Genomic DNA, 18311 nt, shown 5'->3' on the forward strand with positions numbered 1-18311 from the left:
TATGGCGTTCGCAGTGGCGCGGACCAGGGACGAGGCGTACCTCTACCTGGAGCTGCATCCTTGTCCCAACTGCGGTTCGATCGACACGCAGTGGGAGGACGGGCTGGCCGACGTGGAAGGTGAGCTGGCGGTCAGCTACGCGGGGATCTGTCCCGGCTGCGACGTCGAGCGGCAGTACCTGTTCGGTCTGCCGGCCCGCGAGACCCGGGTGGCGGGGTGGCCGACGTTCGGCGGTCCGGAACCGTCGGAGCTGCTGGATCCGGGGCAGTGGCTGGACGTGGCCGACCGGGCCACCGCCGACGTCCCCACCGATCCGCGTGAGGCCGGTAAGGTGCTGGCCGTCGCCGTGGCCGCGGTCGACGAGGTGATCAAGTTCGTGCCGACCGGGCAGGACGCCGTACCCGAGGACGAGTTCTGGACGCCGCAAGGCCGGGCCCTCTGGGACGCCGGGCCGGACCGGTTCCGGCTGGAGCGGCTGCTGGCGGCTCGGGACACCTACCGCGAGCGGGGCCGAGAGACAGGAGCGAGATAACCGATGCTGACCGCAAGGACGCTGGCCGAGGCGCAGGTGTACGTGAGTCTGGCGACGGCCGCCGACCCGGCCACGCCGGCCACCGAGCCCGACCCGATCGTCCCGGGAGAGAACCTGGCCGAGGGCGAGCAGGCCTGGACGCTCGCGTCCTCGGCCGGTGACATCGAGATCTCGTACGCCTCGGAGGACGCGGCCCGGACGATCGGCGCCCGCTTCGGGCTGGGCGTCTCGCAACTCGTCGACGCGGCGCAGTGGGCCGTGGTGGCAGCGACGTACGCCCGCCGGGCGCTCGAGGCGGACATGGCCTACACCGGTGGACCGGACCAGGACCGGAACACCGTCGAGCTGAACTGGGAGTTCGCCGCGGACGCCGTCGCCGAGGCGATCAAGTTCCTGCCGGACGGCGCCGACGTGGTGCCGGACGCGGGCGTGTGGTCCGAGTTCGGCCGCCAGTCCCGCGCGCAGAACCCGGAGCTCGTGACCCGGGCCAAACTCACCGACGACCTCGAGTACTACCGCGGCACCCTGCAGGACTTCAGGGCACTCTACGGCGACAGATCCTGAGGGTCGGTGAGCTCGATCCGGAGCGCGCGGGCGTCCGCGCCGGCCTGCTCGAGGACCTTCTGCTTGGGATCCGGTACGCCGAGGAACGGCGGCCGGACCAGGCTCACCAGATCCTTCAACCGCGGATCCTCTAGCACGGTATCGACGGCCCGCCGGTCTCCCCCACACACCAACGCGTCGAGCCGCGCCGGGGCCAGGATCCGTACGGCGACCTCGGTCGCGGCCGCAAACGCTTCACGCGCTTGGTTGTCGCGTCGCCGCGCATACCGCTGCTGCGACCACCCACCGGCCTTCGTCGTCCCCTGCACATGCCGCGAGCCGACCTTCGAGTCGATCAGCTTGCCCCCGGCAAACACGCCGACGCCGTAGCCTCCGCGCCGTACCAGGAGCACACCGAGCCGTCGCTCGATCAGCACATGAGCCAGGAGGCCGTCCTTCGACAGCTCTCCCAACGGCTCGAACGGGACGGTCACGACAGCGACCGCCCCGTCCTCCGCCGACACCGTGACCGTCTCAGCGGTCACGTCGTACGACGTCGCGCCGTGGCGGTCACCGAAGCCGGCCAGCCACCTGTCCAGCCGCTCCGGCGCCACCCAGACGACTCGTGTCACACGTTGAAGCCGAGGGCGCGAAGCTGGTCGCGGCCGTCGTCGGTGATCTTCTCCGGGCCCCACGGCGGCATCCAGACCCAGTTGATCCGGAAGTCGTTGACCAGGCCGTCCAGCGCCATCCGGGTCTGGTCCTCGATCACGTCGGTCAGCGGGCACGCCGCCGACGTCAGCGTCATGTCGATGATCGCCGTACTGGTGTCGTCCACGGTGATGCCGTAGATCAGGCCCAGGTCGACCACGTTGATGCCGAGCTCGGGGTCGACGACATCCTTGAGCGCCTCGTTCACGTCCTCGACCTTGGCCGGTTCGGTGCTGGGCTGAGCTGCCGCTGTCAGGTCGACCTCGGGCAGCTCGATCTTCTCGTCGGTCTGGTCAGCCATTGCTGCTCACTCCTTCTTGCTGCGCGTCGGTGCGGGCCAGGGCCTGTGCGGTGGCGTCCCGCCAGGCCGACCAGCCCAGCAGCGCACACTTCACCCGGGCCGGGAACTGCGCGACGCCGGCGAACGCGACGCCATCCTCCAGAACCTCTTCGTCCGGTTCGACATTCCCCCGGCCCTGCATGAGCTCGAGGAACTTCTCGTACGTCGCCATCCCCTCGGCGACCGGCTTGCCGATCACCAGGTCGGTCATCACCGAGGTCGCGGCCTGGCTGATCGAGCAGCCGACGCTCTCGTGCGTCACGCCGGTCACCGTGTCGCCGTCGAGCTCGACCCGGAGCGTGACCTCGTCCCCGCAGGACGGGTTCACGTGGTGCACCTCCACGTCGTACGGCTCCGCCAGGCCCGCGTGGTGCGGGCTGCGGTAGTGGTCCAGGATGATCTCCTGGTACAGCGAGTCCAGCTGCATATGCGGTCAGGCCACCTTGAAGAAGGACCGGACGAAACCGAGGCCGTCGACCAGGGCCTCGACCTCCTCCGGGGTCGTGTAGAGGTAGAAGGACGCCCGCGTCGAGGACTGTACGCCGAACCGCTCGTGCACCGGCCGCGCACAGTGGTGCCCGGCCCGAACCGCGATCCCGCGGGTGTCCAGCACGGTCGCCACGTCGTGCGGGTGGACACCGTCCAGCTCGAAGCTGATCGCGCCACCGTGGTCGGTCGCGTTGGTCGGCCCGAGGATGGTCAGCCCCGGAACGGTCTTCAGGCCTTCCAGGGCGTACTCGACGATCGCGCGCTCGTGGGCGGCGATCTTGTCCATGCCGATCCCGGACAAGTAGTCCACCGCCGCACCGAGACCGACCGCCTGCGCGATCGGCGGCGTACCAGCCTCGAAGCGAGCCGGTGGCGCGGCGTACGTCGAGCCCGTCATCCGCACGACCTCGATCATCTCGCCACCACCGAGGAACGGCGGCAACGAGGCGAGCAGGTCGTAGCGGCCCCAGAGCACGCCGATGCCGGTCGGGCCGACCACCTTGTGACCGGTGAAGACCAGCAGGTCCGCGCCGAGCGTCGAGACATCGACCGGGAACTGCGGCACCGCCTGCGAAGCGTCCACGACGACGGTCGCGCCAACCGCGTGCGCCTTGGCGGCGACGTCGGTGATCGGGTTGATCGTGCCGAGCGCGTTCGAGACCCAGGTCAGCGCGACGACCTTGGTGTTCTCGGTGATCAGCTCGTCGACGTTGCTCAGATCGAGCCGGCCTTCTTCGGTGACGCCGAACCACTTCAGCGTCGCGCCGGTCCGCTCACAGGCCAGCTGCCACGGCACGATGTTGCTGTGGTGCTCCATCTCGGAGATCACGACGACGTCGCCCGGCTTCAGCGACGCGCCGAGCGTGTGTGCGGCCAGGTTGAGCGCCTCGGAGGCGTTCTTGGTGAAGACGATCTCGTCTCGCGACGGAGCGCCGAGGAAGGCCGCGACCTTGTCCCGGCCGGCCTCGTACGCCGCGGTCGCCTCGGCGCCGAGCTGGTGCATCGCCCGGGCCACGTTGGCGTTGTGCTTGAGGTAGTGGTCCTCGATCGCCTGAACAACCTGGCGCGGCTTCTGCGAGGAGTTGGCCGAGTCCAGGTAGACCAGCGGGAACCCGTTCGCGAGCTCGCGGCTGAGGATGGGGAAGTCCGCCCGGACCGACTGCAGGTCCAGGGGACTGCTGAATGTCCGGGCGTCGGTCACTTCGCGCCTGCCTTCACGAACCGCTCGTACCCGTTCGCCTCGAGCTCCTCGGCCAGCTCCGGGCCGCCCTCCTCGGCGATCCGGCCGTCGACGAACACGTGCACGAAGTCCGGCTTGATGTAGCGCAGGATCCGCGTGTAGTGCGTGATCAGCAGGACGCCCTTGTCGCCCTGCTCGGAGAACCGGTTGACGCCGGTGGAGACGATCCGCAGCGCGTCGATGTCGAGGCCGGAGTCGGTCTCGTCGAGGATCGCGATCTTCGGGTTCAGCAACTCCAGCTGGACGATCTCGTGCCGCTTCTTCTCACCGCCGGAGAAGCCCTCGTTGACGTTGCGCTGGGCGAACTCGGGGTCCATCTCCAGGTCGGCCAGCGCCGTGTTCACGTCCTTGACCCAGGTGCGCAGCTTCGGGGCCTCGCCGTCGATCGCGGTCTTCGCGGTCCGCAGGAAGTTCGCCACCGACACACCGGGCACCTCGACCGGGTACTGCATGGCCAGGAACAGGCCGGCCCGGGCGCGCTCGTCGACCTTCATGTCGAGCACGTCTTCGCCGTCCAGCGTCACCGTACCGGAGGTGATGTTGTACTTCGGGTGGCCGGCGATCGAGTACGCCAGCGTGGACTTGCCGGAACCGTTCGGGCCCATGATCGCGTGCGTCTGACCACCGGCGATGGTCAGGTCGACGCCGCGCAGGATCTGCTTGGGGCCGGCCTCGGTGTCGACCGACACGTGCAGGTCGCGGATCTCGAGTGTCGCCATGAAAGTCTTCTATCTCCGTCGTTTACAGGGATGCCATCAACTGGCGCTGTTCAGGGGGTTCTTGACATCGACGAGTACGTCGTCGCCGTCGAGCCGGACCGGGTAGATCGGCACCGGGTCGTACGCGGGCAGGCTGGTCGGCTCGCCGGTGCGCAGGTCGAAGCGGGAGCCGTGCAGCCAGCACTCGATCTCGCACTCGCCGACGTCACCCTCGGACAGCTGGATCTGCGCGTGCGAGCACTCGTCCCGCACCGCGAAGAACTGTCCGTCGCTCTTCACGACCGCGACCTCGACGCCACCGACCTCGACCGGGATCACTCCCTCGTCGGGTACGTCGGCAGCGGCGCACGCGCGCTCGAAGGTGTCGCTCACTGTCCGACGACCGCCTTGGCAGCGTCGCTGAGTTCTGCGGTGCGGGCGAGCTTCTCCTCGATCACGTCGTGCAGGTGGTCGGCGACCTCTGGGACGCCGATCTTGCCGATGATGTCGTTGAAGAAGCCGGCCACCACCAGCCGCCGGGCCGCGTCCTCGGGGATGCCGCGGGCCTGCAGGTAGAACAGTTGCTCGTCGTCGAACCGGCCGGTCGCGGACGCGTGTCCGGCGCCCTCGATCTCGCCGGTCTCGATCTCCAGGTTCGGCACCGAGTCGGCGCGGGCGCCGTCGGTGAGCACCAGGTTCCGGTTCAGCTCGAAGGTGTCGGTGCCCTCGGCCGCGGCCCGGATCAGTACGTCGCCGATCCACACCGAGCGCGCGTTGTCGCCGGCCAGCGCGCCCTTGTAGAGCACGTTGCTCTTGCAGTGGGTCGCCTCGTGGTCGACGAACAGCCGGTGCTCGTGGTGCTGGCCGGTCTCGGCGAAGTACACCCCGACCAGCTCGGCGTCGCCGCCGGGACCGGCGTACCGGACGTTGGTCGCGATCCGGACGACCTTGCCGCCGAGGGTGACCGCGACGTGGTGCAGCCGGGCGTCCCGGCCGATCAGCGCGTCGTGCTGAGCCAGGTGGACCGACTCGTGGTCGCCCTGCTGGATCGCCACGACCCGCAGGTCGGCGCCGTCGCCGGCGACGATCTCGACGTTCACGGCGAGCTCACCGGCGCCGGTGTGGTCGATGATCACGATCGACTTGCTGTGCCGGCCGGCGTCGACGATCAGGTGCGCGAAACCGCGGGCGCCGAGGCTCGCGACGTTCACGTGCACCGGCTCGGTCAGCTCGGCCTCCTTCGGGATCCGCACCGCCAGCGCCTCGGGCGCGTGGTTCCACGCGACGGCGGCCGAGCGGTCCTGCGGCGTCCCGACCTTGAGGGAGTCGGCGGCGACGGCCTCGATCACGACGCCGTCCGGGCCGGTCGCGTCGACCTTCGGGGTCTCCGCGCCGGCCGCGTCCTCGAACAGTGCCTTGAGCTGCTTGACCGGGGTGAAGCGCCACTCCTCCTCGCGCCCGTTCGGCACCGGGAAGTCGGCGACGTCGTACGACGTCGGCCGCTCGCTCCGCGCCTGGAGCGGGACCGGGGAGCCCGGTCCGTGGGAGTGCGCCCGGTTGCCGGTGGCAACCAGGGTCTCGGAGGACGACATCAGCCGACGGCCCCTTCCATCTGCAGCTCGATCAGTCGGTTCAGTTCCAGCGCGTACTCCATCGGGAGCTCGCGAGCGATCGGCTCGATGAAGCCGCGGACGATCATCGCCATCGCCTCGTCCTCGGCCATGCCCCGGCTCATCAGGTAGAAGAGCTGGTCGTCGCTGACCTTGGACACGGTCGCCTCGTGCCCCATCGCCACGTCGTCCTCGCGGACGTCGACGTACGGGTAGGTGTCCGAGCGGCTGATGGTGTCGACCAGCAGCGCGTCACAGCGCACCGTGGACTTGCTGTGGTGCGACCCCGGCGCCACCTCGACCAGGCCCCGGTACGACGTCCGGCCGCCGCCGCGGGCCACCGACTTCGACACGATCGAGCTGGAGGTGTACGGCGCGTTGTGCACCATCTTGGAGCCGGCGTCCTGGTGCTGGCCTTCGCCGGCGAACGCGACCGACAGGGTCTCGCCCTTGGCGTGCTCGCCCATCAGGTAGACGGCCGGGTACTTCATCGTCACCTTGGAGCCGATGTTGCCGTCGATCCACTCCATCGTCGCGCCCTCCTCGCAGGTGGCGCGCTTGGTGACCAGGTTGTAGACGTTGTTCGACCAGTTCTGGATCGTGGTGTAGCGGCAGCGGGCGCCCTTCTTCACGATGATCTCGACCACCGCGGAGTGCAGCGAGTCCGACTTGTAGATCGGCGCCGTACAACCCTCGACGTAGTGCACGTAGGCGCCCTCGTCGACGATGATCAGGGTCCGCTCGAACTGGCCCATGTTCTCGGTGTTGATCCGGAAGTAGGCCTGCAGCGGGATGTCCACCTTGACGCCCTTCGGGACGTAGATGAACGAGCCGCCGGACCAGACCGCCGAGTTCAGCGAGGCGAACTTGTTGTCGCCGACCGGGATGACGGAGCCGAAGTACTCCTGGAAGATCTCCGGGTGCTCCTTCAGGCCGGTGTCGGTGTCCAGGAAGATGACGCCCTGCTCCTCCAGGTCCTCGCGGATCTGGTGGTAGACGACCTCGGACTCGTACTGCGCCGCGACGCCGGCGACCAGGCGCTGCTTCTCCGCCTCCGGGATGCCGAGCTTGTCGTAGGTGTTCTTGATGTCCTCGGGCAGCTCTTCCCAGCTCGAGGCCTGCTTCTCGGTCGACCGGACGAAGTACTTGATGTTGTCGAAGTCGATCCCGGACAGGTCGGCGCCCCACGACGGCATCGGCTTGCGGTCGAAGAGCTTCAGGCCCTTCAGCCGCAGGTCGAGCATCCACTCCGGCTCGTTCTTGAGGGTGGAGATGCCCCGCACGACATCGGCACTCAGGCCGCGCTGGGCGACCGCGCCGGCGGCGTCGGAGTCGGCCCAGCCGTACTGGTAGTTGCCGAGGCCTTCCAGTTCGGGGTGAGCGGTTTGCGTCATCGGGCAGTCCTCGCAGATTCGCCGTGGGATACAGGGGCAGTTGAATCGGGTGCAGCCAGTTCGCCGGGGATGCGCCCGGGAATATGTGTGGTGCAGACACCGTCGCCGTGGGCGATGGTGGCCAGCCGCTGGACGTGCTTGCCGAGGAGTCGCGCGAACACCTCGGTCTCCGCCTCGCACAGCTGGGGGAACTGCTCGGCCACGTGCGCGACCGGGCAGTGGTGCTGGCACAGCTGCTCGCCGTGCGCGGCCTTCGCCGTGGACGCGGCATAGCCGTCCGCGGTGAGGGCCTGGGCGAGCACCTCCGCCTTCTGGTGCTCGGGAGCCGCGTCGACCAGCTCCCGGTACCGCTTCTCCACCTCGGCGACCCGGCGCCGGGCGAACTCCGCCACCGCCTCGTCACCGCCGGCTTCGGCGATGAACCGCAGCGCGGTGGCCGCCAGGTCGTCGTACGCCTGGTGGAACGCGTGCCGGCCGGTGTCGGTCAGCACGAAGACCTTCGCGGGGCGGCCGCGGCCGCGGGGGCCGTAGATCCGCTCCTCGCGGGCCTCGACCAGGCCCTCGTCGAGCAGGTGGTCGAGATGCCGGCGGACTGCCGCCGGGGTCAGCTCGAGGCGCTCGGCGAGCACCGCGGCGCTGGACGGACCGTTGGTCAGGATCGAGCGGGCGACCCGGTCCCGGGTGGACTCGTCCCGCGCGGCCGGCGTCGCGGCGCCCGTGGGCACCGGTCCGTTCGTCGCAGGAGTTTTCACAACATCAGTGTCGCGTAATTCACCAGGCGCTTCAAATAAGGGTCCCCTAACCGCTTTCCGGCTTCAGGCGGGGCCCGAGACCGGACCGTGAGCGAGGTCACTCGGAGGCGTTCTCTATGCTGCCGTTGTGCCTGTCGCGGTGGAGATCGACAACCTCGTCGTGCGGTACGGCGAGAAGAGCGCGGTCGACGGTCTCAGTCTCACCGTAACCGGCGGCACCGTGACGTCCGTGCTCGGGCCCAACGGCGCCGGCAAGACCACCACCGTGGAGAGCTGCGAAGGCTTCCGCCGGCCGGACTCCGGGCGGGTCCGGGTGCTCGGGCTGGACCCGATCGCCGACCACGACGAGCTGATGCCGCGGATCGGCGTGATGCTGCAGGAAGGCGGCGCCTGGTCCGGCGTCCGCGCGGTCGAGATGCTCCGGTACGTCGCCTCGCTGCACACCCACCCACTCGACATCGCGGCGCTGGTCGAGCGACTCGACCTCGGGACCTGCGGCAAGACGCCGTACCGACGGCTGTCCGGTGGGCAGAAGCAGCGGCTGTCGTTCGCGCTGGCGATCGTGGGCCGGCCGGAGATCGCGTTCCTGGACGAACCGACCACCGGCCTCGACCCGCATGGCCGCCGGGAGATCTGGCAGCTGATCCGCGACCTGCGGGACGACGGCGTCACCGTCGTACTGACCACGCACGCGATGGACGAGGCCGAGCAGTTGTCCGACCAGGTCCATGTGATGGCAGCCGGCAAGGTGATCGCCTCCGGGACCCCGGACGCGCTCACCGAGCACCACACGAAGTCGCTCGAGGACGTCTTCCTCGAGCTCACCAGGCCGGAAAGATCATGACGACGTACGCACCACAGCCCGGGAGCGCGCCTTGGCCACGCAAGGTGATCGCGCATACCCGGATAGAGTTCAAACTGCTCCTCCGCAACGGTGAGCAGCTGCTGCTGGCCCTGGTCATCCCACTCGGCCTGCTGTTGCTGCTCGGCGGGACCGGGCTCGGCAACCGCCTTCCCTTGGGTGACGGGCGACCGATCGATGACGCGGTCCCCCGAGTGCTCGCGCTCGCCGTGCTGTCGTCGTCCTTCACCTCACTCGCCATCGCGACCGGCTTCGAGCGGCGCTACGGGGTGATCAAGCGGCTCGGCGCCTCTCCCCTGTCCCGGACCGGTCTGCTGGCCGGGAAGATCGGCGCGGTGCTGGCCGTCCAGCTGATCCAGCTCGTCGTACTGATCGGCACGGGCTTCGCCCTCGGCTGGCAGCCGGTGGGCGGGCCCGATGCGATCTTCGGTGTTGTGCTGATGGTGCTGTGCGGGACGGCCGCCTTCGCGTCACTCGGTCTGCTGATGGCCGGCGTACTGCGGGCCGAGGCGACGCTGGCCGCGGCGAACCTGTTGTACCTGCTGCTGTTGGTCGGTGGCGCTGTGCTCACGCCGGTCGACGAGTACCCGGCGGGTATGCAGGGCGTCGTCCGCGTGCTGCCGAGCGCTGCACTCGCCAACGGACTGGCCAACTCGACCGTCGAAGGCGTCATCCCCTGGGCCGCGGCACTGTCGCTGGCGCTGTGGGCGGCAGTCATCGGATACCTAGTCTCCCGGACCTTCCGATGGGACTGAACGAGCGCTTCTTTAGAGTGTGCCGGTGATGAGCACGGAGACGCCGCCCCAAGAGACGACACCGGTCACCGGATTCTGGCGGCTGGTGCCAGAGCCGAGCCTGGACACGGTCCGGCACTGGGGCTGGGCGTCGGTGGTCGCGAACATCGGCATCGTGGTAACCGGCGGACTGGTCCGGCTGACCGGCTCCGGTCTCGGCTGCCCGACCTGGCCGTCGTGCACCGACGAGTCGTACGTACCGCACCCGGAGCTCGGCATCCACGGCGCCATCGAGTTCGGCAACCGGATGCTCGGCTTCGTCGTCGCGGTCGTTGCGATCGGCACCTGGCTGGCCGCGATGCGGTACCGCCCGGTGCGCAAGGACCTGCGCCGGCTCGCGACCGCGGCCGCGCTCGGGGTCCCGCTGCAGGCGGTGATCGGCGGTATCAGCGTGCTGACCGGGCTCAACCCGTGGATCGTGTCGGCACACTTCCTGGTCTCGCCGGTGATCATCACGTTGACCGTGTCGCTGATGCGGCGGTCACGGACGAGTCCCTACCCGCACACTCCCCCGGTGGTCCGCGCCCTCGCAACGGCCTCTGTGGTGGCGGTTTGGCTGGCCGTTGCCCTCGGCACCTTGGTCACCGGCGCGGGTCCGCACTCGGGCGACCCGGAGACCGGGCGGAACGGGTTCAACGAGGAGCTGATCAGTCAGCTGCACGCGGACGTGGTGTTCGCGCTGCTCGGGATCACGATCGCTCTGGTGATCGCGACCCGGGTGACGGCGACCTCGCGGACGCTGCGGAAGCTGGCGGCCTGGTTGCTCGCGATGGAGCTCCTGCAGGGCGTTGTGGGCTTCACGCAGTACTTCACCGGACTCCCCTGGGTCCTGGTGCTCATCCACATGTTCTTCGCCGCAGTGCTGATCGCCCTGGTGACGGCGGTGTACGGCGAACGCGGCACACCGGCCACCTAGCGCCGGCCACCCAACGCAAGACCCGGGGCGCCCGGCCCGGTGAGTAGACCGGACGCCCCGGGTTGCTCTCAGTGCGTCGGCACGACCCGATAGACGGCGCCTGGTCCGAAGATCGGTGACGACACGTAGACCTTGCCGCTATGGCTGATCGCGGTGCCGGCCGGCAGGATCAGCTGACCTGGAGCGAGCTCCTTCCTCGGCCCGGCTTTGTGCCACCGGCCCGGGAACTGCAGGTACAGCGAGCCGACCGGCGAGCCACCCAGCTCCCACTGGAACCAGCTGACCTTGGCCAGCTCGACGACCGCCAGGGTGCCCTTCGGCCCACCCGCCAGGTCCACGATCGACGTGTAGCCGTCGGCGTACCGGGTGCACTTGCCCTTGTACGGCTTGGCCGGGTCGCACACCGCGTTCACCGAACCCGGCTTGATCCGCCAGATCTGCGACGTCTTCGGCGTCGCCGGGAAGCCGCGGAGCTCTCCGACGTACCAGTAGCCGTCCGAGCCGACCGTCACCGAGGTGGCGACCGCCTCGGCGAGGACCGGCGTGCCCGCCGGCGGCGCGTCCGGCCCGAGACCTGCCGGGGTCTTCACCACGCGTGGCTTCAGCCGGGCGACGGTCTTGATGTGGCCGTTCGGCCAGACCCGGAGCAGGTCGTTGCCGGCCGCGTCGGCCACCAGGACCGTGCCGTCCTTCAGCGCGGCGACGCCGAACGGGTTGGACTCCGTCGGCGGACCGTCTTGCTGGTTGTCCGGGTCTGGGTCGGTCAGTTGATACTTGCCGATGTCGGCGATCGCCAGCGGCGCCTTGCCCGGGCGCAGCTTGTAGAGCGTCGCGCTACCCGGCGTCGGCGGCTGGCCCGGCTCGCCACCCGCGCCGGTCAGGGCGTAGGTGACGCCCCACTTGTTCGTGTCGATCGCCGGCGCGAATCCGCCCGGCACCTTGCCGAGCAACCGGATCTTCTTGCCGTTGTGCGCCCAGGCCTCGTAGACCGAGCCGTCGCCGACGCTGTAGATGATCTTCCCGCCGAACGTGGCGACCCCACGCGGACTGTCCAGACCGGAGACCACCGGTTTGATCGTGGTGCCGTACTTCGTGCTTCCCGCGTCAGCCGGCGCCGCTACCAGCGCGGACCCGGCGAGCGCGAGCGCCGCAACCGCAGCAATGCGTGTTCGTACCCCCACTGCGAACCCCCATGCATCTGTGCCTCCCCAGGCGTGGATCCCCCTCCACAGACCAGGACATCGGACCATCAGATCACGATCAGGTCAACGGGAGAACTCCCTGCACCCGCAGGGCGACGCTCAGTGCAGCAGCGGGTCGATGGCTGCGGCGATGAACAGCAGAGCCAAGTAGATGTTCGAGAAGTGGAACAACCGCATCGGTCGCAGGGCCGCGCCCTCGGCGCCGGTGTGGGCCCTGAGCAACAGCGCGCGAGCCTCACGGAGGAAGACGATTCCGAGCGCGATCGCGGCCAGCGGGTAGACGAATCCGGTGTCGGCGACCGGCCACAGCGCGATCGACGTGATCACCATCACGACCGAGTAGGCCATGATCTGCCGGGCGGTCGCGACCGGGGTGGCGACCACGGGCAGCATCGGTACGTCGACCGACGCGTAGTCCTCGCGGTAGCGCATCGCCAGCGCCCAGGTGTGCGGCGGGGTCCAGAAGAACACCACCAGGAACAGCACGAACGGCGTCCAGGCCAGCTCGTTGGTGACCGCGGTCCAGCCGATCAGGGTCGGGAAGCAGCCCGCGATCCCGCCCCAGACGATGTTCTGCACGGTCCGGCGCTTCAGCACCATCGTGTAGCCGAACACGTAGAAAGCGTTCGCCGCGAGCGCCAGGACCGACGACAGCCAGTTCACGAAGAAGCCGAGCTCGAGCGTGGCCAGCACGCCAAGGACGACGCCGAAGATGGTCGCCGACCGCGGGCTGACCGCGTGCCGGGGCAGCGGGCGGCGCCGGGTCCGGCGCATCTGCTCGTCGATGTCGCGGTCGAGCACGCAGTTGATCGTGTTCGCGCTGCCGGCGGCGAGGATGCCGCCGACCAGCGTGGCGGCGACGACGCCGAGCTCGGGGACTCCCCCGGCGGCCAGGAACATCACCGGCACCGTGGTGATCAGCAGCAGCTCGATGATGCGTGGCTTGGTCAGCCCGACGTACGCCTTCACCACGTCGCGCACCGACGGACTCAGCACAGCAGCGCTGTCCGGCAGCGGCGTCGGGTACGACGTCGTCGCGGCTGGACGCGGGTCGACGGCCGTCACGAACACCTCGAACTCGATGGGTTGACGCCGGAGACCGGCGCTGACGGTTCGACAGTCTACGACGCCCCGTAGGAGTGCTCGACCACCCCCCGGGAACAAGGATGTACGTGTCCGAGTTGCTGATCTGTGAGAAGCCTGAAACGTGCTGGCGAGTAGGCTCCTGGCGGGGGACCACCAGGAGTGCCCGCAGCCATTGAGAGGAGCGCCGCCGGCGTGACGGAGAAGACCAGCCCCAAGCTTGAATGGACCGAGCTCGACCAGCGCGCGGTCGACACCGTGCGGGTGCTCGCGATGGACGCGGTCGAGAAGGTCGGCAACGGCCACCCCGGTACGGCGATGAGCCTGGCGCCGGCGGCGTACCTGCTGTTCCAGAAGGTGATGCGGCACAACCCGGCGGACCCGGAGTGGGCCGGGCGGGACCGGTTCGTGCTGTCGGCCGGTCACTCCAGCCTCACGCTGTACATCCAGCTGTACCTGGCCGGCTTCGGCCTGGAGCTGGACGACCTGAAGGCGCTGCGCACCTGGGGCAGCCTGACCCCGGGCCACCCGGAGCACGGCCACACCAAGGGCGTCGAGACCACCACCGGGCCGCTCGGCCAGGGCGTCGGCAACGCGGTCGGGATGGCGATGGCGGCCCGCCGTGAGCGCGGCCTGTTCGACCCGGAGACCGCCAAGGGCGACAGCCTGTTCGACCACCAGATCTACGTGATCGCTTCCGACGGCGACCTCGAGGAAGGCGTCTCGGCCGAGGTGTCGTCGCTGGCCGGGCACCAGAAGCTCGGAAACCTCACGGTGATCTACGACGCCAACAAGATCTCCATCGAGGACGACACCGACATCGCGTTCTCCGAGGACGTGGCGCTGCGCTACGAGGCGTACGGCTGGCACGTCCAGACCGTCGACTGGACCAACGGCGGCACCGGCTACGAGGAGGACGTCCAGGCCCTGTACGACGCCGTCGAAGCAGCCGCCGCGGTCACCGACAAGCCGAGCTTCATCCGGCTGCACACGATCATCGGCTGGCCGGCCCCGAACAAGCAGAACACCGGCAAGATCCACGGCTCCGCGCTCGGCGCCGACGAGGTCGCCGCGACCAAGCAGGTGCTGGGCTGGGACCCGGAGAAGTCCTTCGACGTGGCCGACGACGTGATCGCGCACACCCGCCAGGCGATCGAGCGCGGCAAGGCTCTCGAGGACGAGTGGAACATCAAGTTCGAGGCCTGGAAGGCCGCGGCGCCGGAGCGGGCCGAGCTGTTCGCCCGGCTGGGCCGGCGGGACCTGCCGGCCGGCTGGCGGGACGCGCTGCCGAGCTGGGACGCGGACGCCAAGGGCGTCGCCACCCGGGCCGCCTCCGGTGAGGTGCTGACCAAGCTGGCGCCCGAGCTGCCCGAGCTGTGGGGCGGTTCGGCCGACCTGGCCGGCTCGAACAACACCACCCCGAAGGGCCAGCCGTCCTTCATCCCGGCCGAGTTCTCCACCAAGGAGTTCCAGGGCGACGAGTACGGCCGGGTGCTGCACTTCGGCATCCGCGAGCACGGCATGGGTTCGGTCCTGAACGGCATCGCGCTGCACGGCGGCACCCGCCCGTACGGCGGCACCTTCCTGGTCTTCAGCGACTACATGCGCCCGGCGGTCCGGCTGGCCGCGCTGATGAAGCTGCCGGTCATCTACGTGTGGACGCACGACTCGATCGGCCTCGGCGAGGACGGCCCGACGCACCAGCCGATCGAGCACCTGGCGGCACTGCGGGCCATTCCGGGCCTGGACGTCGTACGCCCCGCGGACGCCAACGAGACGGCCGCCGCCTGGGCCGCGATCCTCGAGCACAAGGACCGCCCGGCCGGCCTGGCGCTGACCCGGCAGAACGTCCCGGTCTTCCCGCGCGGCGCCGACGGCTTCGCCGGCACCGAGAACGTGCGCAAGGGCGGCTACACGCTGCTCGACACCGACGGCACGCCGGATGTCGTGCTGATCGGCACCGGCTCCGAGCTCCAGCTGGCCGTCGAGGCGCGGGACACGCTGGCCGCCGAGGGCATCAAGGCCCGGGTGGTGTCGATGGTGTCGCGGGAGTGGTTCGACGAGCAGGACGACGCCTACCGCGACTCGGTCGTCCCGCCGCAGGTCCGGGCCCGGGTCTCGGTCGAGGCCGGGATCGCGCTCGGCTGGCGCGAGGTCGTCGGTGACGCCGGGCGCAGCGTGAGCCTGGAGCACTTCGGCGCCTCCGCCGACTACAAGGTCCTGTACGACGAGTTCGGCATCACCGCCGCCGCCGTCGTCCAGGCCGCCAAGGACAGCATCGCCGCCGCCGCGGAACTCGGCGGCTCCGGGGTACCGGTCGGGCGTCGCCCGGCCGGCGGAATCGGCCCCGGTGACGACCCGGCGGTGAGCGCCGACCCGAACGCCGACGCCACCAACGAGCGCAACTGACACACACAACAGAACATCCGGAGGCTTCGGACATGAACGATCGCTTGAAAGCACTCGCCGACGCGGGTGTCTCCATCTGGCTCGACGACCTCTCCCGGGAGCGGCTGGCCAGCGGCAGCCTGGCGACGCTGATCCAGGACGCCCACGTCAGCGGCGTGACCACCAACCCGACGATCTTCGCCAAGGCGATCTCGGACGCGGACGCGTACGCCGAGCAGGTGTCCCGGCTGGCCGCCGAAGGGGTCTCCACCGACGAGGCCATCCGGGTGATCACCACCGACGACGTCCGCTCGGCCGCTGACCTGTTCAAGCCGGTGTACGACGACACCGACACCGTCGACGGCCGGGTCTCGATCGAGGTCGAGCCGGGTCTGGCCCGGGAGACCGACAAGACGATCGCCCAGGCCAAGGAGCTGTGGGAGACCGTCGGCCGCGACAACGTGTTCGTGAAGATCCCGGCCACCGAGGAGGGCCTGCCGGCGATCACCGAGACGCTGGCCGCCGGGATCAGCGTGAACGTCACGCTGATCTTCTCCCTGGAGCGCTACAAGGCGGTCGCGGACGCGTTCCTGACCGGCCTGGAGAAGGCGATCGAGAACGGCCACGACGTGACCAAGCTGGCCAGCGTCGCGTCCTTCTTCGTCAGCCGGGTGGACACCGAGGTGGACAAGCGCCTGGACGCGATCGGCACCGACGAGGCCAAGGCGCTGAAGGGCAAGGCCGCGGTGGCCAACGCCCGGCTCGCGTTCGAGGCGTACGAGGAGATCTTCGCCTCCGACCGCTGGCGCGAGATCGAGACCGCGGGCGCCAAGCCGCAGCGCCCGCTGTGGGCGTCCACCGGCGTGAAGGACCCGGCGTACCCGCCGACCCTGTACGTCGACAACCTGGTCACCCGCGGCGTGGTCAACACGATGCCGGAGGCAACCATCAAGGCGGCCGCCGAGCACAGCGAGGTGACCGGTGACACGGTCCGCGGCGACTACGCCGCCGACCGCAAGGTGATCGACGACCTGGAGAGGCTGGGCATCTCGTACGACGAGGTCGTCCAGGTGCTCGAGGACGAAGGTGTCGCGAAGTTCGACGCCTCGTGGTCCGAGCTTCAGGACACCGTTACCGCAGCCCTGAAGGGTGCCGCCAAGTGAGCGCTCCGGCAGTAAGCACGCAGAACGGCGACTGGGCCGAGGTCGTCGACAAGCTGGTTGCCGAGAAGGTCGCGTCCCGGCTGGCCGGCAAGGACGCCACCATCTGGGGTCCGGAAGCCGAGTCCGAGGCGTCGATCCGGCTCGGCTGGGTCGACCTGCACGAGAGCTCGCGGCCGCTGCTGGCCGAGATCGAGGCCCTGCAGGCCGATCTGCGGTCCGAGGGCCTGGACCGGATCGTGCTGTCCGGCATGGGCGGCTCGTCGCTGGCTCCCGAGGTGATCACCCGGACGGCCGGTGTCGAGCTCGTCGTCCTGGACTCGACCGACCCGAGCGTCGTCACCCGCGCACTGGGCGGCGACCTGCAGAAGACGGTCATCGTGGTGTCCAGCAAGTCCGGCGGCACGGTGGAGACCGACAGCCATCGACGGGCGTTCGTCAAGGCGTTCACCGACGCCGGCATCGACGCGGCGTCGCGGGTCGTCGTGGTGACCGACCCGGGTTCGCCCTTCGAGAAGCTCGCGGCGGACGAGGGCTACCGCAAGACGTTCCTCGCCGACCCGAACGTCGGCGGCCGCTACAGCGCGCTGACGGCCTTCGGTCTCGTCCCGTCCGGGCTGGCCGGGGCGGACATCGCGGAGCTACTGGACCAGGCGGCCGAGGCCGCTCCGGCGCTGCAGGCCGACTCGACGGACAACCCCGCGTTGTGGCTGGGCGCCGTACTGGCTGCGAGTGCCGGGCGGGACAAGGCGATCGTCGCGGCTGACGGGTCGGACATCGTCGGGTTCCCGGACTGGGCCGAGCAGCTGATCGCGGAGAGCACGGGCAAGAACGGCACCGGTGTGCTGCCGGTCGCCGTCGAGCCCGATGCGCCGGAGCTGCGGAGTGACGCCGCCGACCTCACCAATGCGCTGCTGGCTGACAAGGCAACGAGCGCCGTACCGACTGCTCTGACGTCCGGTTCGCTGGGTGGGCAGTTCCTGCTGTGGGAGGTCGCGACCGCGGTCGCGGGCTACCTGCTGGGGATCAACCCGTTCGACCAGCCGGATGTGGAGAGCGCGAAGGCGGCTGCTCGTGGTCTGCTGGACGCAACGCCCGAGCCGGAGCCGGCGGCGTTCACCGACGGCGCCGTCGAGGTGCGTGGGTCCGAGGGGCTGCTGGACGGTGTGGACTCGCTCAAGGGCGCGGTCAACGCACTGCTGAGCCAGCTCGACGACAAGGGCTATCTGGCCGTGATGGCGTACCTGGACTCCGAGCGGGATGCCGACCTCGCGTCGATCCGCGCGGCGCTCGCGAAGCAGACCGGGCGACCGGTGACCTTCGGCTGGGGTCCGCGGTTCCTGCACTCGACCGGCCAGTACCACAAGGGCGGCCACCCGGAGGGCGTGTTCCTGCAGATCACCGCGACGCCGCCGAACGACGTGGAGATCCCCGACCGGCCGTTCACCTTCGGCGGGCTGATCGCGGCCCAGGCCGCGGGTGACGCGAACGTGCTCGCCGAGCGCGGTCGCCCGGTGCTGCGGCTCCACCTGACCGGCCCGACGAGCGGCGTACAGCAACTCAAGTCCCTGTTCGACAACTGACGTTCGACAACTGA

At 69.6% G+C, this 18311-nt stretch carries 19 protein-coding genes; 8 read left to right on the top strand and 11 right to left on the bottom strand.

Annotated features, from left to right (window positions below; all coding sequences use genetic code 11):
• Window position 1: 1 nt before the first annotated feature.
• Window positions 2-532, top strand: a complete 531-nt coding sequence (locus ACIBL3_RS30735) for a hypothetical protein (protein ID WP_396357220.1) — start codon at window positions 2-4, stop codon at window positions 530-532.
• 3 nt (window positions 533-535) lie between these two features.
• On the top strand, window positions 536-1096 hold the full coding sequence (locus tag ACIBL3_RS30740; protein ID WP_396357221.1) for a hypothetical protein: 561 nt from the start codon (window positions 536-538) through the stop codon (window positions 1094-1096).
• Here the strand turns inward: ACIBL3_RS30740 and ACIBL3_RS30745 are convergent.
• The 9 genes from ACIBL3_RS30745 to ACIBL3_RS30785 are packed head-to-tail and all read right to left on the bottom strand — an operon-like array spanning window position 1078 to window position 8309.
• A complete protein-coding gene (locus ACIBL3_RS30745; protein WP_396357222.1) occupies window positions 1078-1707 on the bottom strand; it encodes an acVLRF1 family peptidyl-tRNA hydrolase in 630 nt (209 codons plus the stop codon). The genes ACIBL3_RS30740 and ACIBL3_RS30745 overlap by 19 nt on opposite strands.
• Window positions 1704-2087 carry a metal-sulfur cluster assembly factor gene (locus tag ACIBL3_RS30750; protein WP_396357223.1) on the bottom strand — a complete coding sequence of 128 codons (384 nt, stop codon included), beginning with the start codon at window positions 2085-2087 and terminating at the stop codon, window positions 1704-1706. The genes ACIBL3_RS30745 and ACIBL3_RS30750 overlap by 4 nt, the downstream gene beginning before the upstream one ends.
• Window positions 2080-2553 carry a Fe-S cluster assembly sulfur transfer protein SufU gene (sufU, locus tag ACIBL3_RS30755; protein ID WP_396357224.1) on the bottom strand — a complete coding sequence of 158 codons (474 nt, stop codon included), beginning with the start codon at window positions 2551-2553 and terminating at the stop codon, window positions 2080-2082. The genes ACIBL3_RS30750 and sufU overlap by 8 nt, the downstream gene beginning before the upstream one ends.
• Before the next feature lie 6 nt (window positions 2554-2559).
• Window positions 2560-3816: a cysteine desulfurase gene (locus tag ACIBL3_RS30760; RefSeq protein WP_396357225.1), complete on the bottom strand. Its 1257-nt coding sequence runs from the start codon at window positions 3814-3816 to the stop codon at window positions 2560-2562.
• Entirely contained in the window at window positions 3813-4574 is a 762-nt protein-coding gene (sufC, locus tag ACIBL3_RS30765) for a Fe-S cluster assembly ATPase SufC (protein WP_396357226.1), read from the bottom strand. The genes ACIBL3_RS30760 and sufC overlap by 4 nt, the downstream gene beginning before the upstream one ends.
• A 36-nt stretch (window positions 4575-4610) precedes the next feature.
• Entirely contained in the window at window positions 4611-4946 is a 336-nt protein-coding gene (locus ACIBL3_RS30770; protein ID WP_396357227.1) for a non-heme iron oxygenase ferredoxin subunit, read from the bottom strand.
• Window positions 4943-6145, bottom strand: coding sequence for a Fe-S cluster assembly protein SufD (gene sufD, locus ACIBL3_RS30775; RefSeq protein ID WP_396357228.1), 1203 nt, complete (start codon window positions 6143-6145; stop codon window positions 4943-4945). Before sufD ends, ACIBL3_RS30770 begins: the two co-directional genes overlap by 4 nt.
• The gene (gene sufB / locus ACIBL3_RS30780) at window positions 6145-7557 is read right to left on the bottom strand and encodes a Fe-S cluster assembly protein SufB (protein WP_396357231.1); all 1413 of its coding nucleotides are present in this window, start codon (window positions 7555-7557) and stop codon (window positions 6145-6147) included. Before sufB ends, sufD begins: the two co-directional genes overlap by 1 nt.
• On the bottom strand, window positions 7554-8309 hold the full coding sequence (locus ACIBL3_RS30785; protein WP_396357232.1) for a helix-turn-helix transcriptional regulator: 756 nt from the start codon (window positions 8307-8309) through the stop codon (window positions 7554-7556). The genes sufB and ACIBL3_RS30785 overlap by 4 nt, the downstream gene beginning before the upstream one ends.
• A gap of 127 nt (window positions 8310-8436) precedes the next feature.
• Here ACIBL3_RS30785 and ACIBL3_RS30790 point away from each other — a divergent pair, with 127 nt between their 5' ends.
• The 3 genes from ACIBL3_RS30790 to ACIBL3_RS30800 are packed head-to-tail and all read left to right on the top strand — an operon-like array spanning window position 8437 to window position 10881.
• Entirely contained in the window at window positions 8437-9153 is a 717-nt protein-coding gene (locus ACIBL3_RS30790; protein ID WP_396357234.1) for an ABC transporter ATP-binding protein, read from the top strand.
• Window positions 9150-9926, top strand: a complete 777-nt coding sequence (locus ACIBL3_RS30795) for an ABC transporter permease (protein WP_396357236.1) — start codon at window positions 9150-9152, stop codon at window positions 9924-9926. The genes ACIBL3_RS30790 and ACIBL3_RS30795 overlap by 4 nt, the downstream gene beginning before the upstream one ends.
• Window positions 9927-9954: 28 nt before the next feature.
• The gene (locus ACIBL3_RS30800) at window positions 9955-10881 is read left to right on the top strand and encodes a heme A synthase (RefSeq protein WP_396357314.1); all 927 of its coding nucleotides are present in this window, start codon (window positions 9955-9957) and stop codon (window positions 10879-10881) included.
• A gap of 68 nt (window positions 10882-10949) precedes the next feature.
• Here ACIBL3_RS30800 and ACIBL3_RS30805 read toward each other — a convergent pair whose 3' ends face one another.
• Both ACIBL3_RS30805 and ACIBL3_RS30810 read right to left on the bottom strand, forming a co-directional pair.
• The gene (locus tag ACIBL3_RS30805) at window positions 10950-12062 is read right to left on the bottom strand and encodes a ScyD/ScyE family protein (RefSeq protein WP_396357237.1); all 1113 of its coding nucleotides are present in this window, start codon (window positions 12060-12062) and stop codon (window positions 10950-10952) included.
• A 120-nt stretch (window positions 12063-12182) separates the two neighbouring features.
• On the bottom strand, window positions 12183-13097 hold the full coding sequence (locus ACIBL3_RS30810; RefSeq protein ID WP_396357315.1) for a heme o synthase: 915 nt from the start codon (window positions 13095-13097) through the stop codon (window positions 12183-12185).
• Window positions 13098-13361: 264 nt separating this feature from the next.
• On the opposite strand from ACIBL3_RS30810, the gene tkt reads away from it, so the two are divergent.
• The 3 genes from tkt to ACIBL3_RS30825 are packed head-to-tail and all read left to right on the top strand — an operon-like array spanning window position 13362 to window position 18297.
• The gene (gene tkt, locus ACIBL3_RS30815; protein WP_396357238.1) at window positions 13362-15575 is read left to right on the top strand and encodes a transketolase; all 2214 of its coding nucleotides are present in this window, start codon (window positions 13362-13364) and stop codon (window positions 15573-15575) included.
• Between the two features lie 32 nt (window positions 15576-15607).
• Window positions 15608-16717, top strand: a complete 1110-nt coding sequence (gene tal / locus ACIBL3_RS30820; protein WP_396357239.1) for a transaldolase — start codon at window positions 15608-15610, stop codon at window positions 16715-16717.
• Window positions 16714-18297, top strand: coding sequence for a glucose-6-phosphate isomerase (locus tag ACIBL3_RS30825; RefSeq protein ID WP_396357241.1), 1584 nt, complete (start codon window positions 16714-16716; stop codon window positions 18295-18297). The genes tal and ACIBL3_RS30825 overlap by 4 nt, the downstream gene beginning before the upstream one ends.
• The last annotated feature ends 14 nt before the right edge of the window (window positions 18298-18311 follow it).

The sequence above is a fragment of the Kribbella sp. NPDC050124 genome, from assembly GCF_044460355.1.
In the GTDB taxonomy this organism is placed as follows: Bacteria; Actinomycetota; Actinomycetes; order Propionibacteriales; family Kribbellaceae; genus Kribbella.

What these genes read in the sequence shown, in the direction of transcription:
- ACIBL3_RS30735 (WP_396357220.1), top strand. Translation starts at nt 2, where the DNA reads ATGGCGTTCGCAGTGGCGCGGACCAGGGACGAGGCGTACCTCTACCTG.
- ACIBL3_RS30740 (WP_396357221.1), top strand. Translation starts at nt 536, where the DNA reads ATGCTGACCGCAAGGACGCTGGCCGAGGCGCAGGTGTACGTGAGTCTG.
- ACIBL3_RS30750 (WP_396357223.1), bottom strand. Translation starts at nt 2,087, where the DNA reads ATGGCTGACCAGACCGACGAGAAGATCGAGCTGCCCGAGGTCGACCTG.
- sufU (WP_396357224.1), bottom strand. Translation starts at nt 2,553, where the DNA reads ATGCAGCTGGACTCGCTGTACCAGGAGATCATCCTGGACCACTACCGC.
- sufC (WP_396357226.1), bottom strand. Translation starts at nt 4,574, where the DNA reads ATGGCGACACTCGAGATCCGCGACCTGCACGTGTCGGTCGACACCGAG.
- sufD (WP_396357228.1), bottom strand. Translation starts at nt 6,145, where the DNA reads ATGTCGTCCTCCGAGACCCTGGTTGCCACCGGCAACCGGGCGCACTCC.
- sufB (WP_396357231.1), bottom strand. Translation starts at nt 7,557, where the DNA reads ATGACGCAAACCGCTCACCCCGAACTGGAAGGCCTCGGCAACTACCAG.
- ACIBL3_RS30795 (WP_396357236.1), top strand. Translation starts at nt 9,150, where the DNA reads ATGACGACGTACGCACCACAGCCCGGGAGCGCGCCTTGGCCACGCAAG.
- ACIBL3_RS30800 (WP_396357314.1), top strand. Translation starts at nt 9,955, where the DNA reads ATGAGCACGGAGACGCCGCCCCAAGAGACGACACCGGTCACCGGATTC.
- tal (WP_396357239.1), top strand. Translation starts at nt 15,608, where the DNA reads ATGAACGATCGCTTGAAAGCACTCGCCGACGCGGGTGTCTCCATCTGG.